Source organism: Pseudomonas lurida (assembly GCF_013522705.1).
In the GTDB taxonomy this organism is placed as follows: Bacteria; Pseudomonadota; Gammaproteobacteria; order Pseudomonadales; family Pseudomonadaceae; genus Aquipseudomonas; species Aquipseudomonas quebecensis.
Genome location: NZ_JAAMRE010000004.1, coordinates 260,690 through 284,999, shown reverse-complemented (window position 1 = coordinate 284,999; position 24,310 = coordinate 260,690). Strand labels below are relative to the sequence as shown.

The window sequence follows — 24,310 nt, the reverse complement described above, 5'->3', positions numbered from 1 at the left end:
GCTTCACAAATTGCGGAGCCATTAACTTGACCGTATGACCAAGTGCCTGCAGTTTTCTTGCCCAATAGTGGGCTCCGCCACATGCCTCCATGCCCACTAGGCAGGGCTCCAGGTTGGCAAAAAAAGGCACAACCTGCTCACGTTTGAGCTGCTTCCTTAGCGCTGTTTTTCCTTGTTGATCGATCGCGTGAAGTTGAAACACGGCTTTTGCCAAGTCAACCGAAACAGTCGTAATCTGCATGAGGACGCTCCCTTCCGCTAAGTGTGGATAACACTTTAACTTTGGCACATAGATGCCGTTAGGAAGGGGGCGTCCATTCCATTACCACAACAAGCGCCTCACCACAGAAAGCCTGCCCACCACCAGAACCTCATTTTCCAAGGCTATGTTTTTACCGAAGATGTGCAGCCACCAACCCTAACCACGATGCGAAGCGAGCCGCTCTTGCTTTTGACCTCAGGCGCCCCGCTAACCAGGCTGGCCGGATTACGGGCACACCCAGCCTGAGCGAGGTGTCGAGTGGGGCGAAGCGTTTTGAGACCCCCTCATCCCAGGTTTTTGTCAGGCGCCGCGGCGTCTTCGGCACGGCGAATATCGGCCATGAAACCGTCTGCCGGCAGCGGATGGCCCAGTAAGTAGCCTTGCAGGGAGTTACAGCCCAGGCGCGTCAGAAAATCCTGCTGCCGGTCGGTTTCCACACCTTCGGCTACGATCCGCAGCCCCAAGGCCTGGCCGAGGGCGACGATGGCCGAGACGATGGCGGCGTCGTCGCTGTCGTGTTCCAGATCACGCACAAAGCCCCGGTCGATCTTCAGCTCGTTGGCCGGCAGGCGCTTGAGGTACATCAGGCTGGAATAGCCGGTGCCGAAGTCATCAATCGACAGGTCGACACCCATGTCGGACAGCTGCTGCAACACGTTCATGCTCGCGTCGGCATCGCTCATGGCGGTGGTTTCGGTGATTTCCAGGGTCAGGCTGTTAGGCGGCAACTGATGGCGTTCAAGCGCGGCAGCGACGCTGTCGACCAGCCCGGCATGGCAAAACTGCAACGCGGACAAGTTCACCGCAATGCGCCACTCTTCATAACCCTGCACGTACCACACGCGCATCTGGCGGCAGGCTTCGTTCAGCACCCATTCGCCGATGGGAATTATCAGCCCGGTTTTCTCCGCCAGGTCGATAAACGTCGCGGGCATCAACAGGCCCTGTTGCGGATGCTCCCAGCGCAACAAGGCTTCGGCGCCCACCGCAATGCCGCTGGCGGCATCGAACTTGGGCTGGTAATACAAGCGAAACTGCTGCTGCTCCACGGCATTGCGCAGGTCCTGCAACAGCTGCAGCTGTTTGCGCGCATTGGTGTTCATCGACACATCGAAAAAGCTATAGCCGTTCTTGCCCAGCCCCTTGGCGTGGTACATCGCCGCGTCGGCATTCATCAGCAGGTCCTGCGGGGTGCCGCCGTTGCCGGGGAACAACGCGATACCGACACTGGCAGAGATTTTCAGTTCGTGTTCGGCCACCTGGAACGCGCGGTTGATCAATTGCACCTGGCGCTCGGCAAGACCGAGGGCGTCGTCCGGCTGGTTGAGTTGCACCAGCAGTACAAACTCGTCACCGCCAATGCGCGCCAGGGTGTCGTGGCTGCGCAAGTCCTCGCGCAGGCGCAGGCCCACCTCGCGCAGCAATTGGTCGCCCAGATGATGACCAAAGGCATCGTTGACCGGCTTGAAGCCATCCAGGTCGATAAACATCAGCGCAAAGCAACCGCCTTGTTCCTCCACCGCCTGCATGGCCTGTTGAATGCGATCGGCGAGCAGGCTGCGATTGGGCAGACCGGTCAGCATGTCGTGCAGGGCCAGGTGGGTCAGCTCCTGGTTGGCCTGGGTCAGGGACGTGGCGAGCACGGCGGTGCGCGCTTCCAGGCGGGCGTCGAGCAATGAAGTCAGCAAGGCGATGGCAAGCACCGCCAGGGTGGTGACCAGCACCAGGTTGTCCAGGCCGTTGCCGCTCAGACCGTCCAGCGCGGCGGCGCAGTAGCTGTCATCGGCAAAACTGGCCGCCGCCATCCCGGTGTAATGCATGCCGACGATGGCCACGCCCATCACCACTGCGGCACCACCGCGCAGCAGGCGCACATGGGGGGTGTTGCGCCGCAGGTTGAACGCGATCAGCAGGGCCGCGCCCGAGGCCGCCACCGCAATCAGCAGCGAAGCGCCGAACAAGGTCGGGTCGTAGTCGATGCCTGGGGTCATGCGCATCGCGGCCATGCCGGTGTAATGCATGCAACTGATGCCGGCGCCCATCACCAGCGCGCCGAACAGCAATTGCCAGGCGGGTAAACGGGCCTGGCTGACCAGCCACAGGGCGAAGCCACTGGACAGCACCGCGATCAACAGCGACCACGCAGTGATGCCGACGTCGAACCCCAGGGCGAACGGCAAACGCAGCGCCAACATGCCGATAAAGTGCATCGACCACACCCCTACCCCCATCGCCAGCGCTCCGCCGGCCATCCACAGGTAGACAGCGCGCCCCTGGGCGGTGGCGATGCGGCCGGACAGGTCGAGTGCCGTGTAGGAAGCCAGGATCGCAACGAACAGCGAGATCACGACCAGCGAAGGGGAATAGCTACCGATAAGCATGACGAGTCTCGCGGGCGACGAGCTGGAACGCCCGTACCGAGTGGCAAAGCGGCGGATTGTAGCGATAAATATTCGGCGACAGTTGAATAATTATCACAAGGCCATCATGGGCTTTTTGACGTCAATCCGCCGGCTCAAAAACGCCCGCGCGCGGCCTTGTGTATCCAGCTGTCCGCGATAGCAAGCGCGAGTGCTGCGGCTCAATCCTTGGCATCGATCGGCGTCTGCCCATCCCAGCCACCGCCCAGTGCGGCAATCAATTGCACGCTGGCCACCAGGCGCGACTGCAGCAAGGTCAACACACTGCGTTCGTTACTCAGAGCGGTAGCCTGTACGGTGACCACGTCCAGGTAAGCGATCAGCCCGGCCTTGTACTGGTTCTGGGTCAGGCGCAATGACTCGCGTGCCGCCTCCAGCGCTTCGTTGCTGACCACGGCTTCGTCCTCCAGCACCTTGAGTTGAACCATGTAGTTCTCCACTTCGCGGAAGCCATCCAGCACGGTCTGACGGTACTTGGCCACGGTTTCGTCATAGGATGCCACGGTGCGGTCGACTTCCGCCGAGCGCTGGCCACCGTCGAACAGGGTCATGGCCAGTTTCGGCCCCACCGACCAGAAGCGGTTGGGCAGGCTGATCCAGTCGGCATAGGTGCTGCTGGAATAGCCACCGGCCAGGCTCAGGGTCAGGTCCGGATAATAGGCCGCCTTGGCCACACCGATATTGGCGTTGGCGGCGATCACCGCGCGTTCGGCCGAGGCGATGTCCGGGCGGCGTTCGAGTAACTGCGACGGCAGGCCGACCGGGATCTGCGGCAACTGCGGAATGTCCTTGCTCACGGCCAGGTTGAAGTTGGCCGGCGCCTCGCCGATCAGTACCGCGATGGCATTTTCCAGCTGAGCGCGCTGCCAGATCAGGTCGATCAGGCTGGCCTGGGTGGTCTTGAGCTGTGTCTGTGCCTGGGCCACCGCTTCTTTGCCCGAGACTCCGGCGCGGTACTGGTTCTCGGTCATTTGCAGGGAGCGCTGATAGGTGTCGAGGGTGGCCTGCAGCAGCCGCGTCTGTTCATCCATCACGCGCAGTTGCAGGTAGCTTTGCACCAGTTCCGATTGCTGGCTCAGGCGCATCGCGGCCAGGTCCGCCGAGCTGGCTTCGGCGCTGGCCTCGTTGGCCTCCAGGCCACGGCGCAACTTGCCCCAGACATCCGCCTCCCAGCTCACGCCCAACTGCGCGTTGAGGGTGTCGCGGATGCCGCTGCTGGAGCTGCTGAGGCTGGCACTGCTGCTGCCGGTGCCCTGGCTGGCGCGGGTCTTGCCCACGCTGAGGTCGACGCTGGGGTAGAACGCGCCGCGTGAGCTGCGCACCAATGCCTGGGCCTGGCGAAAGCGCGCCTCGGCCTGGGCCACGGTCTGGTTGGCATTGTTCAGGCGCGCGACCAGGTCATTGAGCTGACGGTCGCCATACAATTCCCACCAGGCGCCACGGGCCAGTGAGTCGCTTGGCGTGGCCTGGCGCCAGCCTTGCGCTTGCTTGAACTGCGCGGGTTCGATGACCTGCGGGCGCTGATAATCCGGGCCGATGGCGCAGGCGCTGAGCAACAGACCGCAGAGTGCCGCTGCCAACAGCTTTTTCGGGGCGAGGGATGAATCGGTCATAGCGCAGTGTCCAGGGCAGCATCGGTCCGTACGCCGCGCCAGGCATTGAAGCGGTGGCGCGCGCGGTCGAGGTAAAGGTAAACCACCGGGGTGGTGTAAAGGGTCAGGATCTGGCTGAACACCAGGCCGCCAATGATGGTCAGGCCCAGGGGCTGACGCATTTCCGCGCCGTCGCCGGCGCCGAGCAGCAGCGGCAAGGCGCCGAGGATGGCGGCCAGGGTGGTCATCAGGATCGGCCGCAGACGCAACAGGCAAGCGCTGCGGATCGACTCAAGCGGGCTCATGCCGTCATGGCGTTCCAACTGCAGCGCCAGGTCGATCATCAGGATCGCGTTTTTCTTCACCACCCCGATCAGCAGGAACAGGCCCAGCAATGAGATCAGGCTGAACTCGCCACCCAGCAGGTAGATCGACAGCAATGCACCGACACCGGCCGAGGGCAACGTCGACAGGATCGTCAATGGGTGGATATAGCTCTCGTAGAGAATCCCCAGCACCAGGTACACCGCCACCAGCGCGCCGAGGATCATGAACGGCTGGCCCTTCTGCGTCGCCGCAAAGGCGTCGGCGGTGCCGGCCATCTTGGCGATCACATCCTCCGGCAGGCCAACCTTGGCAATCGCCCGTTCGATGGCGGCTGTGCCCTGCTCCACCGTGAACCCGGGAGCGATGTCGAAAGCAATATTTTCCGAGGCGAACTGGCCTTCATGGCTGACGCGGTCGTCCGCCAGGCTGTTCTCGTAATGGGCGATGGTGGACAACGGCACCCGTGCGCCGTCGGCGGTAATGACCTGCACCTGGTTCAGGGTGATCGGGTCCTGAGCATATTTGGGATTGACCTCCATCACCACCTGGTACTGGTTGAGGCTGTCGTAGATCGTGGAAATCTGCCGCTGGCTGTAGGCGTTGTTCAGCACCCCCGTGACCATGTTCATGTCGATGCCCAGGCGCTTGGCCTGGTCGCGATCGACCACCAGCGTGACCTGCGCGGCCCCCCGGCCTTCGCGGGCGTCGATGGCGGTCAATTCCGGCAGCTCGCGCAGCGCGCCAACCACTTTCGGGTACCACAGGCGCAGCGCGGCCAGGTCACCGCTTTGCAGGATGTAGGAATACTGGGCGCTGGTCTGGTCGCGACTGCCGCCGAACTGCAGGTCCTGGTCGGCCATCAGGAACAGGCGCCCGCCCGGCACCGGCGGCACGTTCTTGCGCAGCCGCTCGATCACCGCCTGGGCCGAGACCTTGCGCTCTTTGATGGGTTTGAGCCGCACCAGCATCACGGCGTTGTTGGTGCCGTTGTTGCCACCGATAAAGCCGGCCACGCTGAGCACTGCGGGGTCCTTGAGCACGGCCTGGCGAAAGATTTCCATCTTCGGTTGCATCACGCTGAACGACAGGCCGTCGTCGCCGCGCACAAAGCCGATCAACTGCCCGGTGTCCTGCTGCGGCATAAAGGTTTTCGGCACCACGATGTACAGCGCCACATTGACGCCGATGGTCAGCAACAGGCTGAGCAAGGTCAGGCGCCGATGGCGCAGCACCCAGTCCAGGCTGCGGGCGTAGCCGGCGACCATGCGCTCGTTGATCCTGTGGCTCCACCGCTGCAGACCGGTCATATGGCCTTTGACGTGGGGCCTGAGCCAGCGCGCGCAGAGCATCGGCGTCAGGGTCAGCGACACCACCAGCGACACAATGATCGCCGCCGACAGGGTGATGGAAAACTCGCGGAACAGGTTGGTGACGATCCCGCCCATAAACAGGATCGACAGGAACACCGCCACCAGCGACACGTTCATCGACAACAGCGTAAACCCGACTTCCTGGGCGCCCAGATAGGCCGCCTTCATCGGCGGCACGCCGTCATCGATATGCCGGGAGATGTTCTCCAGCACCACAATGGCATCGTCCACCACCAGGCCGGTGGCCAGGATCAACGCCATCAACGAAAAGTTGTTCAACGAGAACCCGTACAGGTACATCACCGCGAACGTACCCACCAGCGACACCGGCACCGCCAGGGTCGGGATCAGCGAAGCGCGGAAATTGCCGAGGAACAGGTACACCACCAGAATCACCAGCCCCACCGCGATCAGCAGGGTCATCTCCGCTTCGTGCAGGGTGGCGGTGATCACGGGCGAGCGGTCCATGGCCAGGCTGAGCTTGACGCTGGAGGGCAGCACCGCCTGCAGCGCCGGCAACTGTGCCTTGATCTGGCGCACGGTCTCGATAATGTTGGCCCCGGACTGGCGGTTGATCACCAGCAAAACGGCCGCATCGTTGTTGAAGAAACCACTGTTGTAGCGGTCTTCCACGCCGTCGCTGATCCTGGCCACATCCCCCAGGCGCAAAGCCGCGCCGTTCTGGTAGCGAATCAGCAGCGGCTCGTAATCCTTGGCCTTTTCCAGCTGGTCATTGGCTTGGATCTGCCAGTTGCGTTCGCTGTCTTCCAGCGAGCCCTTGGGCCGCCGCTGGTTGGCATTGGCGATGGTGTTGCGCACATCGTCCAGGGCCACGCCGTACTGGTCGAGGGCCTTGGGTTCCAGTTCGATGCGCACCGCCGGCAAGGAGCTGCCGCCGATCTGCACCTCGCCCACCCCCGGCACCTGGGACAGGCTCTGGGACAGGATGGTGGACGCCAGATCGTAGAGTTGGCCCTTCTGCAATACGTCCGAGGTCAGCGACAGCACCATGATCGGCGCCTGGGACGGGTTGATCTTCTTGTAGGTGGGCATGCTGCGCATGCCGCTGGGCAGCAGGTTGCGCGAGGCGTTGATGGCCGCCTGCACTTCCCGCGCCGCGCCGTTGATGTCGCGGTCGGAGTCGAACGCCAGAATCACCCGGGTCGAGCCCTGGCTGGAACTGCTGCTCATGGTGGTGATGCCGGCAATCGAGCCGAAGGAGCGCTCCAGCGGCGTGGCTACGGTGGACGCCATGACCTCGGGGCTGGCCCCGGGCAGGCTGGCCGACACCACGATCACCGGGAAGTCGATCTGCGGCAACGGCGACACCGGCAGCAGGTTGAAGCTCACCCCGCCGAGCAACATGATCGCCAGGCTCAGCAGCATGGTCGCTACCGGCCGGCGAATGAACGGTCCGGACAGGTTCATGGGGGGGAGCTCCAAGCGGCAAGTTTCAAGCTACCTGCAAAAGACGTAGGCTGCCCCTGCCGTTCCCTTGCAGCGTGCCGCTTGCCGCTTGCCACTGCTTTCGCCACGCCCATCACACCACGTCCTCAATGTCGGTCTTGCGCCAGCGGCGTCCCAACCGATCGAAATACAGGTAGATCACCGGCGTGGTGAACAGCGTCAACACCTGGCTCACCAGCAGCCCGCCGACCATCACCAGGCCCAGGGGCTGGCGCAGCTCCGCACCGGAACCGCTGGCCAGCATCAACGGCACGGCGCCGAACAGCGCGGCCAGGGTGGTCATCAGGATCGGTCGGAAACGCAGCAGCGCGGCCTGATAAATCGCGGTCTGCGGGTCGAGGCCCTGGTTGCGTTCGGCGTCGAGGGCGAAGTCGATCATCATGATCGCGTTCTTTTTGACGATACCGATCAGCAGGATGATGCCGATGATCGCGATCATGCCCAGGTCATTACCACTGAGCAGCAACGCCAGCAAAGCCCCCACCGCCGCCGAGGGCAAGGTGGACAGGATGGTGATCGGATGGATATAGCTCTCGTAGAGCACGCCCAGCACGATGTACATGGTGACCACCGCCGCCAGGATCAGCAGCAAGGTACTCGACAGCGAGGCTTCGAACGCCTGGGCCGCGCCCTGGAACTGGGTCTGCACGCCCACCGGCATGCCGATGTCTTTCTGCGTCTGGTTGATCAGCTCCACGCCCTTGCCCAGCGCCACGCCGGGCGCCAGGTTGAATGACATCATCACCGCCGGGAACTGGCCGATGTGCGCCACGGCCAACTGGGCCTGGCGCTGTTCCACCTTGGCCAGGCTCGACAGGCGCACCTGGCCGCCGTCGGTGGTTTTTACGTAGATCTGGTTCAGCGCGTCCGGGCCGAGGGTTTCGCCGGACTGGGCCTGCAGCACCACGCGGTACTGGCTGGCCTGGGTGTAGATGGTCGAGATCTGCCGCTGGCCGAAGGCGTCGTACAGCGCATCGGTGATGGTCGAAACGCTGACGCCCAGGCGCGAGGCCGCGTCGCGGTCGATCACCAGGTACACCTGCAGGCCTTTGTCCTGCAGGTCGCTGGCCACGTCGGTGAGTTCCGGCAACTGGCTGAGGGCGTGCACCAGTTTGTCGCTCCACAGCGCCAGCAGCTCGGCGTCCGGCGACGACATGCTGAACTGGTACTGGGTGCGGCTCACGCGGTCTTCAATGGTCAGGTCCTGCACCGGCTGCATAAACAGGCGAATGCCCACCAACTGGTCGATCTGCGGCTGCAGGCGGGTAATCACCTGGGCGGCGCTGAGGTCGCGCTGGCCATGGGCCTTGAGGTTGATCAGCAGACGGCCGCTGTTGAGGGTGGCGTTGTCGCCGTCCACACCGATATAGGACGACAGGCTTTGCACCGCCGGGTCGGCGAGGATGATTTTGGCCAACTCCTGCTGGCGCTGGCTCATCGCCGCAAAGGAGATCGACTGCGGCGCTTCGGAAATACCCTGGATCACCCCGGTGTCCTGCACCGGAAAAAAGCCCTTGGGCACCACCAGGTACAGCACCACGGTCAGGCCGAGGGTGGCGATGGCGACCAGCAGGGTCAGCGGCTGGTGCTTGAGCACCCATTGCAACTTGCGCCCGTAGCCTTCGATCAACCAGTCGATCCAGGCGCCGCTGGCCTTATAGAAACGGCCCTGTTCTTCTTCCTTGGGCTCACGCTTGAGCAGACGCGCGCACATCATCGGCGTCAGGGTCAGGGACACCACCAGGGAAATCAGGATCGCCACCGCCAGGGTGATGGCGAATTCGCGGAACAACCGCCCGACCACATCGGCCATGAACAGCAGCGGGATCAGCACCGCAATCAACGACAGCGTCAGGGAAATCAGAGTGAAACCAATCTGCTTGGCGCCCTTGAGCGCGGCAGCCAGCGGCGTTTCGCCCTCTTCGATATAGCGGGAAATGTTTTCCAGCATCACGATGGCATCGTCCACCACAAAGCCGGTGGCGATGGTCAGGGCCATCAGCGTCAGGTTGTTGATGGAAAACCCGGCCAGGTACATCACGCCAAACGTACCGACCAACGACAGCGGCACCGCTATGGACGGAATGATCGTGGCGCTGAACCGGCGCAGAAACAGGAATGTCACCATCACCACCAGAGCAATGGCGATCAGCAGCTCGTGCTGCACGTCCTTGACCGATGCGCGGATGGTCTGGGTGCGGTCGGTAAGCACGGTGACTTCCAGGCCGGCCGGCAGGTTGTCGGTAATGCTTGGCAACAATGCCTTGATACGGTCGACCACCTCGATCACGTTAGCGCCCGGCTGGCGCTGGATATTGAGCAGCACGGCCTGGTTCAGGTTGGCCCAGGCGGCCAGGCGTTCGTTCTCGGCGCCGTCGACAATCTGCGCGACGTCCTTGAGGCGCAGCGGCGCGCCGTTGTTGTAGGCCAGGATCAGTTCGGCGTATTGCTGGGGCGAGACCAACTGGTCGTTGGCATCGAGCATCGAGACCCGCGTAGGGCCATCGAAGTTGCCTTTGGGCTGGTTGACGTTGGACGCCGCGATCAAGGTGCGCACGTCCGACAGGTTCAAGCCGTTGGCCGCCAGGGCTTCGGGGTTGACCTTGATGCGCACCGCCTGGCGCTGGCCGCCGGCGATGCTGACCATGCCGACGCCGCTGATCTGCGCGATTTTCTGCGCCATGCGCGTATCGACCAGGTCATTGAGCTTGGGCAGCAGCATGGTCTTGGAGGTGATCGCCAGGGTCAGCACCGGGGTGTCCGCCGGGTTGACCTTGTTGTACACCGGCGGCGCCGGCAGGTCCTTGGGCAGCAGGTTGGTGGCGGCGTTGATCGCGGCCTGCACCTGTTGCTCGGCCACGTCCATATTGATGTCGAGGTTGAAGCGCAGGGTCAGCACCGAGGCGCCGCCGGAGCTGGTGGAAGCCATCTGGGTCAGGCCGGGCATCTGCCCGAACTGGCGTTCCAGGGGGGCGGTGACCGCGCTGGTCATCACATCAGGGCTGGCGCCGGGGTACAAGGTCATCACGCGGATGGTCGGGTAATCCACCTGCGGCAAGGCCGACACGGGCAGCAAGCGGTACGCGATGATGCCGGCCAGGACAATGGCCAGCATGCTCAGAGTGGTCGCGACCGGGCGAAGGATAAACAGCCGCGACAGGTTCATGAACCGACCTTTTGCGCCTTGCCGGCGGTGTCGCCGGTCTCCCCTTTGGCCGCGGGCTTGCCCTGCAGGTGTTGAGTTGGCGTGGTCGGTACTTCGCTGCTGTCATTGACCACTTCGACCTCACTGCCATCCTTGAGGCGGTCGGTGCCTTCCAGCACCACCCGGTCGCCGGCGACCAGGCCTTGCTTGATCACGGTGTTGTCGCCGTCGGTGTCGCCCACTACCAGCGGCTGGACCTTGACCTTCTTGTCGCCATCAAGCTTGTAGACGAAGGTGCCGTTGTTGCCGAACTGAATGGCCGCCGAGGGTGCCAGCACCACGTTGTGCAAGGTGTCGGCCAGCAGGTGCACATTGACGAACTGGTTGGGGAACAGCGCCTGGTCCTTGTTATCGAAGCGTGCCTTGAATTTCAGGGTGCCGGTGGTGACATCGATCTGGTTATCCAGGCTTTGCAGCACGCCGGTGGCCTGAATCTTCGCGTCGCCACGGTCCCAGGCTTCCACGGGCAGCTTATTGCCGGCGTGGTAACGGGCCAGGACCGTGTCCAGGGTATTTTCCGGCAGGGTGAAGGCCACGCTGATCGGCTGGGTCTGGGTGATCACAGCCAGCGCGGTGGTGTCGTTGGCCGCTACCAGGTTGCCCACGTCAAGCTGTCGCAGGCCTACGCGGCCACTGATGGGCGCGCGGATCCTGGTGAATTCGAGGTTGAGCTTGGCGTCGTCCACCGCGCCCTGGTTGGTCTTGACCGTGCCCTGGTATTGCAGGACCAGCGCTTCGGCGGTGTCCAGGGTCTGTTTGGCGATGCTGTCCTGGGCATACAGGTCGCGATAGCGCTGCACGTCGACCTGGGCGTTCTTCAACTGGGCCTGGTTCTGCAGCAACGTGCCCTGGGCCTGGAGCAATGCGTTCTGGTAGCTGCGCGGGTCGATCTCGGCGAGTAGGTCGCCGGCCTTGACCATCTGCCCTTCTTCAAAGGCTATTTTTACCAACTCCCCGCCCACACGGCTGCGCACGTTGATGGTGTTGAGCGCCGTGACCGTGCCCAGCGCCTTGTAGTACACCGGGAATTCCCCCAACACCGCCGGCGCCACGCGCACCGGCACCGGGCCGGTAGAGCCGCCGAAGCCCGGGCGCGCCATGCCGGTTTTGCCGGTGTGCCCGGCCGGTGCGTCTTTATGGGCCGCGCCGCCTGGCCAGAATTTCCAGCACAGGCCGGCGATAACCAGCAACACGAGCAGGCCGAACAGCCAGCGACGGGAACGACGGGGGGAGGATTGCATTGAGTGGTCAACCATTGGGCGCGAGAGCTTCTTCTTTGGGAGGCTGAAAGATAAGCACTGGGGCGCATTTAGAAAAGCGCCTTTACCGGCTATTTACCTTGGGCTTACAACATCTGACTTCAGCAGCTCAGTTCATCGGCTATTTGAGCTAAGCACCTGAAGCGCAAATAAAAACGGCCTGGACTAGGCCAGGCCGCAATCATGTATCAAGCGTGTTACCGCCAAGCGACAGCAATGCGCCGAAACAGTTACTTCAAAACAGCCAGGGCTGCTTCGTAGTTCGGCTCCTGGCCGATTTCCGCTACCAGCTCGCTGTGCAGCACGGTGTCGTTCTCGTCCAGCACGACGACCGCGCGGGCGGTCAGGCCTTTGAGCGGGCCGTCAGCAATGGACACGCCGTAATCAACCGCGAAATCCGAATCACGGAAATCCGACAGGCTCTTGACGTTTTCCAGGCCTTCGGCGCCGCAGAAGCGCGCCTGGGCAAATGGCAGGTCGGTGGAGATGCACAGTACCACGGCGTTGTTCAGTGCATTCGCCTGGGCGTTGAACTTGCGCACCGAAGTGGCGCAGGTCGGGGTGTCGACGCTTGGGAAGATGTTCAGCACTTTGCGCTTGCCGGCAAAGGTCGCCAGGGTTGCGTCCGACAGATCGCCGGCGGTCAGGGTGAAGTCGTGGGCCTTGGCGCCAACTTGCGGCAGTTCGCCTTCAACCTGGACGGGGTTGCCTTTGAGGGTGACTTGAGCCATGAACAGAATCCTTATGCTGAGTTTGGGTTAAACGAATTCGAGAGGCCGAAGTTAACCACAAAGTACGGTGACCACCTACCGCCGGACACAAATTGTCATGTCGTCGGTTGTGGTTTAATTGCGCGCCTTTCGCCCTGCCCTGCAAGGAAACCGTTGTCGATGAAGTCGCCTGCTACCCGAGTCCTGGTCATTGGTTACGTCTGGCCGGAGCCGCGCTCCTCGGCTGCGGGCGGGCATATGATGCAGATTCTCGAAACTTTTCTGACGCAAGGTTGGGACATCACCTTCAGCAGCCCCGCCGCACTCGGCGAGCACAAGGCCGACCTGTCGGCGCTGGGCATCGCCGAATGCGCCATCGCGCTCAATAACAGCAGTTTCGATGACTTTGTCCGCGAACTGGCCCCGGATATCGTGCTGTTCGACCGTTTCATGATGGAGGAGCAGTTCGGCTGGCGCGTCGAAAAGCACTGCCCGAACGCCCTGCGCGTGCTCGAGACTTCCGACCTGCAGAGCCTGCGCGACGCTCGCCATCAGCGCCTGAAAGCGCGCCTCAAGGCCGAGCCCGACAGCGATGACTTTGCCGACCTGTTCGCCCCGGCCCTCGCCGAGGAGTTCCAGCACATGGCCGACACCGACCTGGCCAAGCGCGAAATTGCCGCGATCTACCGATGCGACATCAGCCTGATGATCTCCGACGTGGAAATCCGCCTGCTCACCGAGCAGTTCAAGGTGCCGGCTGCCCTGCTCCACTGGTGCCCGCTGATGCTCGAGCCGCCGAGCGAGCCGTTCACGCCGTTTGAAGACCGCGCGCACTTTCTCAGCATTGGTAACTTTCGCCACGCCCCCAACTGGGACGCGGTGCTATGGATGAAGAACAGCCTGTGGCCGCTGATCCGTCAGCAACTGCCGGGCGCCCAGTTGCATATTTATGGCTCCTACACCCCGCCCAAGGCCACTGCCCTGCACAACCCGGCACAGGGCTTTCATGTCATGAACTGGGCTGAAGATGCGCTGCAAGTCATGAGCGCTGCGCGCATTTGCCTGGCGCCGCTGCGCTTTGGCGCGGGCATCAAGGGCAAGCTGGTCGATGCCATGCTGTGTGGCACGCCAAACGTGACCACGCCGATCGGCGCCGAAGCCATGGGCGACGAGCAACCATGGCCGGGAGCCATCGCCACAGATGCCAATGCACTGGCCATCGCTGCCGTAGCCCTGTATCAAGACCGCGGGCGCTGGAATCGGGCGCAGAACGACGGCCGCAACCTGATTACCCGCCGTTACGATCAGGCGGTCCATGGCCCGGCACTGATCGAATGCCTGCAACAATGCCGCCACCACCTCGCGGCCCATCGCCGCGACAACTTCACCGGCAGCATGCTGCGCCACCACGCGCATAAAAGTACTCAGTACATGGCACAGTGGATCGAGGCGAAAAACCGCAACGTGTAATCACAGACGTTGGCGACGTGGTGCACAAGGGGCATTATCCTACGCAGCGACCACAATAAAGCGACGGCAGCATGACCCGAGCAACGCGCATCACCGACCCTTCCTACGAGCTGATGGACGATCACAACGGTCTGTCCATCATCTATCGCCAGCATGGTTTCCCCTGTCCGCTGGTGCGCTGGCATTTCCACAAGGAATACGAACTGCACCTGATCGTCGCCAGCTCCGGCAAAGTGTTTATCGGCGACTATATCGGCAACTTCTACCCCGAGAGCCTGTTCCTCACCGGCCCCAACCTGCCCCACAACTGGATCAGCCAGGTGGAGGAAGACGAAGTGGTGCCCAAGCGCGACATGCTGGTGAACTTCACCGATGAACTGCTTGAACAGGGCAGCCATATTTTCGCCGAACTCAAAAACCTCGCGCCGCTGCTGGAGCGCGCGCAGTCGGGTATTGAGTTTCGCTGCAAGCACACCATCGCCCAGGCCATGGCCTTGATGCAGCGCATCGAGGACGCCCAGGGCATGGCGCGCCTGGGGCATTTCTTTATCCTGTTGGACGTATTGAGCGCGTGTGACGACTACCAACTGCTGTCCGGCGTGACCGCACCGCAAACGGCCGACGAACACAGCATCGACCGCACCAACCGCGCGGTGGACTACATTTTCGCCCACTACGCACGGGAGTTGCCGCTCGAAGAAGTCGCCGAGCACCTGGGCATGAAACCCACCTACTTTTCCCGCGTGTTCAAACAGGCCACCGGGCGTACGTTTATCGAATTCGTCAATCGGCTGCGCATCAGCAAGTCCTGCGAGCTGCTGGCCGATGGCGATAAGGCCGTGACGGATGTGTGCTTTGAGTCCGGCTTCAATAACATCTCCAACTTCAACCGACGCTTTCAACAGCTCAAGGGCATGACCCCGTCCCATTACCGGCGACTGGCGGTACAACGCTTGACCGAGCAGAACCTGGCCTGAGGGTGACCGTTCACTGGCTGATATTAAAGGTTAAGTACTGCACTGATCGTTCCCACGCTCCCGCGTGAGAATGCAGCCCGTGACGCTCCGCGTCGCCTGCGCGCAGTAGCCTGAGCTTGCGGCGCTGGGCGGGACGCGGAGCGTCCCAGGAGGCGTTACCACGCAGAGCGTGGGAACGATCAAACACGACACAGATCGTTCACTCCGCGTGGGCATGCATACCGTGACGCTCTGCGTCACCAGGGACGCAGAGCGTCACGGGCGGCATTACCACGCGGAGCGTGGGAACGATCTTGTTGAGTGCAAAAAAGTATCAGTCCCAGTGTTCCCAAGGATTTGTCACACCGCCAATTGAAGGCTGTAATCAACGCACACTCTTCCTGACTCCCTGTAGGAAGACACAACAACAATAACTGTCCTTCTGCAGCCCCCAGGGCGCGGAAATGGAGTGCGCGATGAAGTTCACAGCAAAAGCACTGCTTGTCTCCACCTGCATGACCCTCAGCGCCGTCAGCTTCGGCGCGCAGACCCTGACCATTGCCACCGTCAATAACAGCGACATGATCCGCATGCAGAAGCTCTCGAAAACGTTCGAAGCCGAGCATCCGGAAATCAAGCTGAACTGGGTGGTGCTCGAAGAAAACGTGCTGCGCCAGCGCCTGACTACCGACATTGCCACCCAGGGCGGGCAGTTCGATGTGTTGACCATCGGCATGTACGAAGCCGCACTCTGGGGCGCCAAGGGCTGGCTGGAGCCGATGAAGGACTTGCCGGCGTCCTACGACCTGGACGATGTGTTCCCTTCGGTGCGTGACGGGTTGTCTGTCAAGGGTTCGCTGTATGCCCTGCCGTTCTACGCCGAAAGCTCGATCACCTACTACCGCACCGACCTGTTCAAGGACGCCGGGCTGACCATGCCCGAGCACCCGACCTGGAGCCAGATCGGCGAATTCGCCGGCAAACTCACCGACAAGAGCAAAGAGCAATACGGCCTGTGCCTGCGCGGCAAAGCCGGTTGGGGCGAGAACATGGCACTGATCACCACCCTGGCCAATGGCTACGGTGCGCGCTGGTTCGATGAAAAATGGCAGCCTGAATTCAATGGCCCGGAATGGAAGAACGCGCTGAACTTCTACGTCGACAACATGAAGAAATCCGGCCCGCCAGGGGCTTCCAGCAACGGTTTCAACGAAAACCTGGCGCTGTTCAACAGCGGCAAGTGTGCGATCTGGGTGGATGCCAGCGTCGCCGGCTCGTTCGTCACCGACAAGAGCCAAAGCAAAGTGTCCGAGCACGTCGGCTTCACTTTCGCGCCCCATGAAACCACCGATAAGGGCACCTCGTGGCTGTACTCCTGGAGCCTGGCGATCCCGACCAGTTCCAAGGCCAAAGACGCCGCCAAGGTGTTCACCAGTTGGGCGACATCCAAGGAATACAGCCAGTTGGTGGCCAAGACCGACGGCATTGCCAACGTACCGCCAGGTACGCGCAAGTCGACCTACAGCGATGAGTACATGAAGGCTGCGCCGTTCGCCAAGGTCACGCTGGAATCGTTGAAAGTCGCCGATCCGACCAAGCCGACGCTCAAGCCGGTGCCGTATATCGGGATCCAGTTGGTGACCATTCCCGAGTTTCAGGCGATCGGTACCCAGGTCGGTAAGTTCTTCTCCGGTGCGCTGACCGGTCAGCAGACGGTTGATGCAGCATTGACTGCGGCGCAGACCACCACCGAGCGGGAAATGAAGCGGGCCGGTTACCCCAAATAACCTGAGCCTCACCACAGTCAACTGTGGGAGGGGGCTTGCCCCTCCTGCATTGACCGCACTCCGATCCTTGCTCCGCACTGGCCTTGATTACCATGAAAACACCTGCCAAAAACCGCCTGGCCAACCCCGGCTGGTTTCTCGTCAGCCCCTCGGTGGCCCTCTTGCTGCTGTGGATGATCGTGCCGCTGGGCATGACCCTGTACTTTTCGCTGATCCGCTACAACCTGCTCTACCCCGGCGAGAACGAATTCGTCGGGCTGGAAAACTTCACCTATTTCATCACCGACTCCGGCTTCCTGCCCGGCGCCACCAACACGTTGTTGCTGGTCGGCAGCGTGCTGTTGATCAGCGTGGTGTTCGGCGTGTTGATCAGTGCGCTGCTGGAGGCCAGTGAGTTCTTCGGTCGCGGCCTGGTGCGGGTGCTGCTGATTTCACCGTTTTTCATCATGCCCACGGTCGGCGCGCTGATCTGGAAAAACCTGATTTTCCACCCGGTGTCGGGGGTGCTCGCCGCCGTGTGGAAACTGTTCGGCGCCGAGCCGGTGGACTGGCTGGCGCATTACCCGCTGCTGTCGATCATCATCATTGTGTCGTGGCAATGGCTGCCCTTCGCAATCCTGCTGCTGATGACCGCCATGCAGTCCCTCGATCAGGAACAAAAGGAAGCCGCGCGCCTGGACGGTGCCGGCGCCATCGCGATTTTCTGGCACCTGACCCTGCCGCACCTGGCGCGTCCGATTGCCGTGGTGGTGATGATCGAGACCATTTTCCTGCTCTCGGTGTTCGCTGAAATCTTCACCACCACCAACGGTGGTCCGGGCTACGCCTCGACCAACCTCGCCTACCTGATCTACAACCAGGCGCTGGTGCAGTTCGACGTGGGCATGGCCTCGGCCGGCGGCTTGATCGCCGTGGTCATCGCCAATATCGCGGCGATCATCCTGGTGCGGATGATCGGCAAAAACCTGACTGACAAGCCTTGAGGGCCGCGCCATGACGCTTCAACAATCCCGTCGCCTGCAAAGCCTGCTGCTCGGCACGCTGGCCTGGGCCATCGCGATCGTGATTTTCTTCCCGATCTTCTGGATGGTGCTCACCAGCTTCAAGACCGAAATCGACGCCTTCGCCACGCCGCCGCAGTTCATCTTCACGCCGACCCTGGAGAACTACCTGCACATCAACGAGCGCAGCAACTACTTCAGCTACGCGTGGAACTCGGTGTTGATTTCCTTCAGCGCCACCGCGCTGTGCCTGCTGATCTCGGTGCCGGCGGCCTACTCCATGGCGTTCTACGAAACCCAGCGCACCAAGCGCACGTTGCTGTGGATGCTGTCCACCAAGATGCTGCCACCGGTGGGCGTGCTGATGCCGATCTACCTGCTGGCCAAGAGTTTCGGCCTGTTGGACACGCGCCTGGCGCTGATCGTGATCTACACCCTGATCAACCTGCCGATCGTAGTGTGGATGGTGTACACCTACTTCAAAGACATTCCCAAGGACATCCTCGAAGCCGCGCGCCTGGACGGCGCAACCCTGTGGCAGGAGATGGTCCGCGTGCTGCTGCCGATCGCCAAGGGCGGCCTGGCGTCCACCGTGCTGCTGTCGCTGATCCTGTGCTGGAACGAAGCGTTCTGGTCGTTGAACCTGACCTCATCGAATGCTGCGCCATTGACCGCCCTGATCGCCTCTTACTCCAGCCCCGAAGGCTTGTTCTGGGCCAAATTGTCCGCCGTCTCGACCCTGGCCTGCGCGCCGATCCTGATCTTTGGCTGGATCAGCCAGAAACAGCTGGTGCGCGGCCTGTCCTTCGGCGCGGTTAAATAATAATTCCTAGCGGAGGCCCATCATGGCCAACCTGAAAATCAAGAATCTGCAAAAAGGCTTCGAAGGCTTCTCGATCATCAAGGGCATCGACCTGGAAGTGAACGACAAGGAGTTTGTGGTCTTCGTCGGCCCGTCGGGCTGCGGCAAATCCACGCTGCTGCGCCTGATCGCCGGCCTGGAGGAAGTCAGCGACGGCACCATCGAACTGGACGGGCGCGACATCACCGAAGTAACCCCGGCCAAGCGCGACCTGGCCATGGTGTTCCAGACCTATGCGCTGTACCCACACATGAGCGTGCGCAAGAACATGTCGTTCGCCCTCGACCTGGCCGGCGTCGATAAAAAGCTGGTGGACAGCAAGGTCAGCGAAGCGGCGCGCATCCTCGAACTGGGCCCGCTGTTGGAGCGCAAGCCTAAGCAGCTCTCCGGCGGCCAGCGCCAGCGCGTGGCCATCGGCCGGGCGATTGTGCGCAACCCCAAGATCTTTTTGTTCGACGAACCGCTGTCCAACCTGGACGCGGCCCTGCGCGTGCAGATGCGCCTGGAGCTGGCGCGCCTGCATAAAGAGCTGCAAGCGACCATGATCTACGTGACCCACGACCAGGTCGAAGCGATGACCCTGGCGGACAAAGTCGTGGTGCTCAACAGCGGCCGCATCGAACAGGTCGGCTCGCCGCTGGAGCTGTATCACCAGCCGGCCAACCTGTTTGTGGCCGGGTTTCTGGGCACGCCGAAGATGGGGTTCCTCAAGGGCAAGGTCAGCCGGGTGAGTGGTCAGGACTGTGATGTGCAGTTGGACGCCGGCACCCTGGTGACCCTGCCGTTGAGCGGCGCCAGCCTGAGCGTCGGCAGCGCGGTGACCCTGGGCATTCGGCCGGAACACCTGGAAATCGCCACGCCGGGGCAAACCAGCCTGACGGTGACGGCTGACGTCGGCGAGCGCCTGGGCAGTGACACGTTCTGTCACGTCATCACCGCCAGTGGCGAGCCGCTGACCATGCGCATCCGTGGCGATATGGCCAGCCAATACGGCGAGACGCTGCAACTGCACCTGGACCCGACGCACTGCCACCTGTTCGATACCGATGGCAACGCCGTGGCCCGCCCACTGCGCGCCGCCGCCTGATTTCGCGAGTATTACGCTATGAAGCTGAATAAACAGAACCTCACCCAGCTGGCGCCGGAAGTCCGAGTGCCGGCCTACGCCATCGCCAGCACCTCCCAGGGCATCGCCCATATCGGCGTCGGCGGCTTTCATCGCGCGCACCAGGCGTACTACACCGATGCGCTGATGAACACCGGCGAAGGCCTGGACTGGAGCATCTGCGGCGTCGGCCTGCGCGCCGAGGACCGCAGGGCCCGCGACGACCTGGCCGGCCAGGATTACCTGTTCACCCTGTATGAGCTGGGCGACACCGACGACACCGAAGTGCGCGTGATCGGTTCGATCAGCGACATGCTGCTGGCTGAAGACAGCCCCCAGGCGCTGATCGACAAACTGGCCGAGCCCGCGATTCGCATCGTTTCGCTGACCATCACCGAAGGCGGCTACTGCATCGACGACAGCAGCGGCGAGTTCATGGCCCATCTGCCGCAGATCCAGCACGACCTGGCGCATCCCGCCGCGCCGAAAACCGTGTTCGGGTTTATCTGCTCCGCACTCACTCAGCGGCGTGCCGCCGGCATCCCGGCGTTTACCGTGATGTCCTGCGATAACCTGCCGCACAACGGCGCCGTCACCCGCAAGGCGCTGCTGGCCTTCGCCGCCCTGCGCGATACCGAACTGCATGACTGGATCGCTGCCAACGTAAGCTTCCCGAACGCCATGGTTGATCGCATCACACCCATGACCAGCACCGCGCACCGTCTGCAACTGCACGACGAACACGCTATCGACGATGCGTGGCCGGTGGTGTGCGAGCCGTTTGTGCAATGGGTGCTGGAAGACAAATTCGTCAATGGCCGACCGGCCTGGGAAAAAGTCGGCGTGCAGTTCACCGACGACGTCACGCCGTACGAAGAAATGAAGATCGGCCTGCTCAACGGCAGCCACCTGGCCCTGACCTATTTGGGTTTTCTCAAGGGCTATCGGTTTGTCCACGAAACCATGAACGACCCGTTATTCGTGGCCTATATGCGCGCCTATATGGACCTGGACGTCACGCCGAATCTCGCGCCGGTGCCAGGCATCGATCTGACCGAGTACAAGCAGACCCTGGTCGATCGCTTCTCCAACCAGGCCATCGCCGACCAGTTGGAACGGGTGTGTTCGGATGGTTCGTCGAAGTTTCCCAAGTTCACCGTGCCGACCATCAACCGCTTGATTGCCGATGGCCGCGAGACCGAGCGCGCGGCATTGGTGGTGGCCGCCTGGGCCCTGTATCTCAAAGGTGTGGATGAGAACGGCGTGCGCTACAACATTCCCGATCCACGTGCGGCGTTCTGTCAGAGCCTGGTGACTGACGATGCGCTGATCAGCCGGCGCCTGCTGGGGGTGGAAGAGATTTTCGGCGCGGCTATTCCCAATTCGCCTGCGTTTGTGGCAGCGTTTGAGCGGTGTTTTGTCAGCTTGCGCGATAACGGCGTGACCAAAACCCTGCAGCAGTTACTGAAGAAACCGGCTTAGAAATGTGGGATGGGCAAGCCCCCTCCCATATTGGGATAGCATTTAACGTCCAACAATAATGCTGAGCACACCCTCATGACCCAGCAAAACCTGTTCCTCGGCATCGATTGCGGTACCCAGGGCACCAAAGCCATCGTCCTCGACGCGTCCAGCGGCCAGGTCCTGGGCCTTGGCGCTGCGCCCCATACCCTGATCAGCGGTGCCAACGGCCGTCGCGAACAGCACACTCAGGAATGGCTGGATGCGTTCACTGCGGCCACCCATCGTGCCCTGCAACAAGCCGGTGTCGACGGCCAGGCCATCCTCGGCATTGGCGTATCCGGCCAGCAGCACGGCCTGGTGCTGCTGGATGAGCACGGCCAGGTACTGCGCCCCGCCAAGCTGTGGTGCGACACCGAGACGACCGCCGAGAATGACCGCCTGCTGGCGCACCTCGGCGGCGAGCGTGGTTCGCTGGAACGCCTGGGCGTGGCGATCGCACCGGGCTACACCGTCTCCAAACTGTTGTGGACGCGCGAACAGCACCCGGAGCTCTTCGCCCGCATCGCCCATATCCTGCTGCCCCACGATTACCTCAACTACTGGCTCACCGGCCGCGCCGTCGCCGAGTATGGCGATGCGTCGGGCACCGGTTACTTCAATGTGCGCCGCCGTGAGTGGGATGTGGACCTGCTTCGGCACATCGACCCGAGCGGCCGCCTGGAGCAGGCGCTGCCGCCGTTGATCGAGGCCGATCAAAGCGTCGGCACGATCCTGCCGGCCATCGCCGAGCGGTTGGGCATCAACCCCCATGCCGTGGTCTCCAGCGGCGGCGGCGACAATATGATGGGCGCCATCGGCACCGGTAATATTGCGCCGGGGGTGATTACCATGAGCCTGGGCTCGTCCGGCACCGTGTATGCCTTTGCCGACCAGCCCAACGTCAGCCCGCAGGCTTCGGTGGCGACGTTCTGTTCTTCCAGCGGCGGCTGGTTGCCGTTGATCTGCACCATGAACCTGACCAACGCCACCGGCGTGATCCGCGAGCTGTTCGAGCTGGACCTGCCTGCCTTCAATGCCTTGGTCGAACGCGCGCCCATCGGCGCCGACGGTGTGAGCATGCTGCCGTTTCTCAACGGCGAACGCGTACCCGCCCTGCCCCACGCCAGCGGCAGCCTGCATGGCCTGACCATGACCAACCTGACCCGCGCCAACCTGTGCCGAGCGGTGGTCGAGGGCACCACCTTCGGCCTGCGCTACGGCCTCGACCTGCTGCGCCAGACCGGCCTGCAAAGCCAGAGCATCCGCTTGATCGGCGGCGGTTCGAAAAGCCCGGTGTGGCGCCAGATGGTCGCAGATATCATGCACACCGAAGTGATCTGCACCGAACAAAGCGAGGCCGCCGCCCTCGGCGCAGCCATCCAAGCGGCGTGGAGCCAGACCGGCGAATCCCTGGCCAGCCTCTGCAACAGATGCGTGAGCCTCGACCCGGCCAGCCGTACCGTGCCGGTGGCGGCCCATGTCAGCGCCTATCAACAGGCTTACGAGCGCTATCAGCAACTCGTGGCAACCCTTTAAGAGCGAGCGATTATGTATCTGGTGTGTGGTGAAGCGCTGTTCGATTTCTTCAGCGAGGAAGATGCCAGCGGCAAGGCGTCGAAGGTCAATTACAAGGCAATTGCCGGTGGGTCGCCGTTCAACGTAGCCGTGGGCCTGCGCCGCCTGGGCATCGACGCAGGGCTGTTCGGCGGGCTGTCCAGCGATTTCCTCGGTCGGCGCCTGCTGCAGGTGCTGCGGGACGAAGGCGTCAGCGAGGATTACCTGGTGGAGTTCGCCGCGCCGACCACCCTGGCGATGGTCGCCGTGGGTGCCAACGGCTCGCCGCAGTACAGTTTTCGCGGCGACGGCTGCGCCGACCGGCAATTGCAACCAAGCCATCTACCACAACTGGGCGACAATGTGCGTGGATTGCATGTGGGGTCATTCTCGCTGGTGGTGCAACCGATCGGCGACACCCTGCTGAGCCTGGTCAAGCGCGAAAGCGGCCAGCGTCTGATCAGCCTCGACCCCAATGTACGGCTCAACCCCCAGCCGGATATCCAACTATGGCGCGACCGCGTCGCCGAACTGGTCAAGCATGTCGACCTGATCAAGGTCAGTGACGAAGACCTGCATCTGCTCTATCCCGGCCAATCGCCGGAAAGCGTCCTGCAAGGCTGGTTGCAGCACCATTGTCAGTTGGTGTTCCTGACCCGCGGCGGCGATGGGGCCACTGTGTTCAGTCGCCAGCATGGCAGCTGGTCGCAACCGGCGCTGGACATTGTGATGGCCGACACTGTGGGCGCCGGCGATACCTTCCAGGCAGCATTGATTGCCTGGCTGACCGAGCATCACCTGGATTCGGTGCACGGCCTGCAACAGCTGAGCCGCGCACAGATCGACGCCATGCTGGGCTTTGCCATTCGCGCATCCGCGCTGACCTGCACCAAGACCGGCCCCGACCTGCCGTATCGCCAGCAGTTGGGCTGAACATCCGCATTCGACTGTGAATCCGGGGTTCGGCGATCCACGGATTTGCAACGTAGAGGGCCTGGAGTTAATCCAGGCCCGAGGTTTTCATGCTGCCCGCTCGCCCGCCGACCTAGTAGTAATAGCCGCGTGCGCCTGCTCTTTGCAACGTGGGCTGGTGGAGTTGTTCCAGGTCCTTACGTAACCCGATTACCAACTCGCAGATTGCTCGACTGCTGACGAGGTCTTGCGCCTTGATCCCTTTGACCTCCAGGTCGACCCGATCACGGTTGCTGTCGTCGTAGACCTTGATCGTCAACGAAGCGTCTTCGGCTTTGGTGCACTCGCACCGCCTGGGCAGGAAACTTCCTTCAATAATGCTGCGTAATTCAAGTTCCGAAAACATGGCCAACCTCTCCTTTTTTCAATAGCCAACAGATTGTTGTCGTTATGCCAGGCATAAGCCTGCGGCGTCTTACCGGCCTTGGAAGACGCCATCACTGTGCAAGCGTACTTGGCAAAACAGCTTCGCGTTGTAACCTTTCCTC

16 protein-coding genes and 1 pseudogene are annotated in these 24,310 nt (G+C 62.3%); 9 read left to right on the top strand and 8 right to left on the bottom strand.

The window, feature by feature from the left end:
- The 7 genes and pseudogenes from G7025_RS05900 to tpx all read right to left on the bottom strand — a co-directional run.
- Window positions 1-241: pseudogene (locus tag G7025_RS05900) on the bottom strand (IS110 family transposase); the annotation flags it as partial.
- Between the two features lie 305 nt (window positions 242-546).
- Window positions 547-2,643, bottom strand: coding sequence for a putative bifunctional diguanylate cyclase/phosphodiesterase (locus G7025_RS05895; protein WP_181077343.1), 2,097 nt, complete (start codon window positions 2,641-2,643; stop codon window positions 547-549).
- A 200-nt stretch (window positions 2,644-2,843) separates the two neighbouring features.
- Complete coding sequence (locus G7025_RS05890; RefSeq protein WP_181077341.1) at window positions 2,844-4,295, bottom strand: efflux transporter outer membrane subunit; 1,452 nt, start codon at window positions 4,293-4,295, stop codon at window positions 2,844-2,846.
- Complete coding sequence (locus tag G7025_RS05885) at window positions 4,292-7,399, bottom strand: efflux RND transporter permease subunit (RefSeq protein WP_181077340.1); 3,108 nt, start codon at window positions 7,397-7,399, stop codon at window positions 4,292-4,294. Before G7025_RS05885 ends, G7025_RS05890 begins: the two co-directional genes overlap by 4 nt.
- Window positions 7,400-7,511: 112 nt before the next feature.
- Window positions 7,512-10,604, bottom strand: a complete 3,093-nt coding sequence (locus G7025_RS05880; protein WP_181077338.1) for an MdtB/MuxB family multidrug efflux RND transporter permease subunit — start codon at window positions 10,602-10,604, stop codon at window positions 7,512-7,514.
- On the bottom strand, window positions 10,601-11,899 hold the full coding sequence (locus G7025_RS05875; protein ID WP_181077336.1) for an MdtA/MuxA family multidrug efflux RND transporter periplasmic adaptor subunit: 1,299 nt from the start codon (window positions 11,897-11,899) through the stop codon (window positions 10,601-10,603). The genes G7025_RS05880 and G7025_RS05875 overlap by 4 nt, the downstream gene beginning before the upstream one ends.
- 233 nt (window positions 11,900-12,132) lie before the next feature.
- A complete protein-coding gene (gene tpx / locus G7025_RS05870) occupies window positions 12,133-12,633 on the bottom strand; it encodes a thiol peroxidase (RefSeq protein WP_181077334.1) in 501 nt (166 codons plus the stop codon).
- Window positions 12,634-12,792: 159 nt separating this feature from the next.
- Between tpx and G7025_RS05865 the strand changes: the two genes are divergently transcribed.
- The 9 genes from G7025_RS05865 (at window position 12,793) to G7025_RS05825 (ending at window position 23,783) form a co-directional block, all read left to right on the top strand.
- On the top strand, window positions 12,793-14,082 hold the full coding sequence (locus tag G7025_RS05865) for a glycosyltransferase (protein WP_181077332.1): 1,290 nt from the start codon (window positions 12,793-12,795) through the stop codon (window positions 14,080-14,082).
- Between the two features lie 71 nt (window positions 14,083-14,153).
- Window positions 14,154-15,059 (top strand): AraC family transcriptional regulator, encoded by a 906-nt coding sequence (locus G7025_RS05860; RefSeq protein ID WP_181077330.1) that lies wholly within the window; start codon window positions 14,154-14,156, stop codon window positions 15,057-15,059.
- Between the two features lie 494 nt (window positions 15,060-15,553).
- Entirely contained in the window at window positions 15,554-16,825 is a 1,272-nt protein-coding gene (locus G7025_RS05855) for an ABC transporter substrate-binding protein (protein ID WP_370694772.1), read from the top strand.
- 92 nt (window positions 16,826-16,917) lie between these two features.
- Entirely contained in the window at window positions 16,918-17,808 is an 891-nt protein-coding gene (locus G7025_RS05850; protein WP_181077326.1) for a carbohydrate ABC transporter permease, read from the top strand.
- Between the two features lie 10 nt (window positions 17,809-17,818).
- Window positions 17,819-18,649 (top strand): carbohydrate ABC transporter permease, encoded by an 831-nt coding sequence (locus G7025_RS05845; RefSeq protein ID WP_181077324.1) that lies wholly within the window; start codon window positions 17,819-17,821, stop codon window positions 18,647-18,649.
- Between the two features lie 22 nt (window positions 18,650-18,671).
- Window positions 18,672-19,775 (top strand): ABC transporter ATP-binding protein, encoded by a 1,104-nt coding sequence (locus G7025_RS05840; RefSeq protein ID WP_181077322.1) that lies wholly within the window; start codon window positions 18,672-18,674, stop codon window positions 19,773-19,775.
- A gap of 18 nt (window positions 19,776-19,793) precedes the next feature.
- Window positions 19,794-21,275, top strand: coding sequence for a mannitol dehydrogenase family protein (locus G7025_RS05835; RefSeq protein ID WP_181077320.1), 1,482 nt, complete (start codon window positions 19,794-19,796; stop codon window positions 21,273-21,275).
- Between the two features lie 75 nt (window positions 21,276-21,350).
- Window positions 21,351-22,832 (top strand): xylulokinase, encoded by a 1,482-nt coding sequence (gene xylB / locus G7025_RS05830; RefSeq protein WP_181077318.1) that lies wholly within the window; start codon window positions 21,351-21,353, stop codon window positions 22,830-22,832.
- A gap of 12 nt (window positions 22,833-22,844) precedes the next feature.
- Window positions 22,845-23,783 carry a carbohydrate kinase family protein gene (locus G7025_RS05825; RefSeq protein WP_181077316.1) on the top strand — a complete coding sequence of 313 codons (939 nt, stop codon included), beginning with the start codon at window positions 22,845-22,847 and terminating at the stop codon, window positions 23,781-23,783.
- Window positions 23,784-23,895: 112 nt separating this feature from the next.
- Here the strand turns inward: G7025_RS05825 and G7025_RS05820 are convergent, their stop codons facing one another.
- A complete protein-coding gene (locus G7025_RS05820; RefSeq protein ID WP_181077315.1) occupies window positions 23,896-24,168 on the bottom strand; it encodes a DUF1652 domain-containing protein in 273 nt (90 codons plus the stop codon).
- Window positions 24,169-24,310: the final 142 nt, after the last annotated feature.